We start from the raw sequence: 1216 nt of genomic DNA, 5'->3' as shown, positions 1-1216 counted from the left end.
CATCCATATGGATCGTGCAGGTCAGCTGACCTTCAAGCGCCCTGGCAATCGCCTGCATTTCGGCAATGTCCTTGACCCGGACAACAAGCCCAAGCGGCCCAAACACTTCCTCGCCCAGCACATGATTGGCCAGCCAGTTTTCACCGGTGGTCTCAAACAGATACGGCGTCGCATTGCGAAGATCACATGACGTGGTCAGGACTTCCTTGACGCCCGACGTCGCAGCAATGCGTTTCGCCCCACTGCGATAGGCATCAGCCATGCCATCGGTCAGCATGGTTTGCGCCGCCACATCGCCAAGGCCCGCCTTGGCGGTTGCGACGAACGCATCGGCATCCGGACCGTCAAGGACAACCGCAATCCCCGGATTGGTACAGAACTGCCCTGCCCCCATGGTCAGCGACCCGACCCAGCCCTTGGCGAGCTCTTCGTTGCGCGCACTCATGGCCTTCGGCAGCAGGAACATCGGGTTGACCGAGCCCAACTCGCCAAAGAACGGGATCGGTTCCGGGCGCTGTGCGCACAGATCAAACAATGCACGACCACCGCCCAACGACCCGGTAAAGCCGACCGCCTTGATCAGCGGATGCTGCACCAGGCTCTGGCCGACATCGCGCTTGCCACCCTGGATCAGGCTGAACACACCGGGATGAATGCCACATGCCTTGACCGCAACATCAATCGCCTGGGCCACAATCTCCCCCGTGCCCGGATGGGCCGAATGGCCCTTGACCACGACCGGGCAACCCGCCGCCAATGCGGCCGCGGTATCACCCCCTGCGACCGAGAATGCCAGCGGGAAGTTCGATGCGCCAAACACTGCTACCGGCCCAATCGGGCGCTGCATCAGACGCAGGTCCGGGCGCGGCAAAGGTGCGCGATCCGGAAGCGCTTCGTCATGACGGCGATCGAGATAATCACCGGCAAGGATGTGGCTGGCAAACAGGCGAAGCTGGCCGACGGTACGACCGCGTTCCCCATTCAGGCGTGCTTCGGGCAGGCCGGTTTCCTGGGTACCGATTTCGGTGATTTCCGCACCACGGGCATCAATTTCATCGGCGATCCTATTCAGGAACTTCGCCCGTTCTTCGCGGGTGGAATAGCCATAGGACCAGAATGCTTCCTCGGCGGCCCTGGCAGCCTGATCGACCAGGGCCGGGGTGCCGACCGGGAAGGTATTGGCCGGGCCATGGGCCGGTTCGGACTGGAAGGTCTG

1 protein-coding gene is annotated in these 1216 nt (G+C 62.5%); it reads right to left on the bottom strand.

Going from position 1 to position 1216, the window contains the following annotated elements:
• A partial coding sequence (locus ABIE64_RS22650) for an aldehyde dehydrogenase (NADP(+)) (RefSeq protein WP_354378688.1) occupies positions 1-1216 on the bottom strand: 1216 nt, incomplete at both ends.

The organism is Thalassospira sp. MBR-102 (genome assembly GCF_040549275.1).
Lineage (GTDB): Bacteria > Pseudomonadota > Alphaproteobacteria > Rhodospirillales > Thalassospiraceae > Thalassospira > Thalassospira xiamenensis.
The sequence above is the reverse complement of the archived record's forward strand: the minus strand, read 5'-3'. Positions and strand labels throughout refer to the sequence as shown.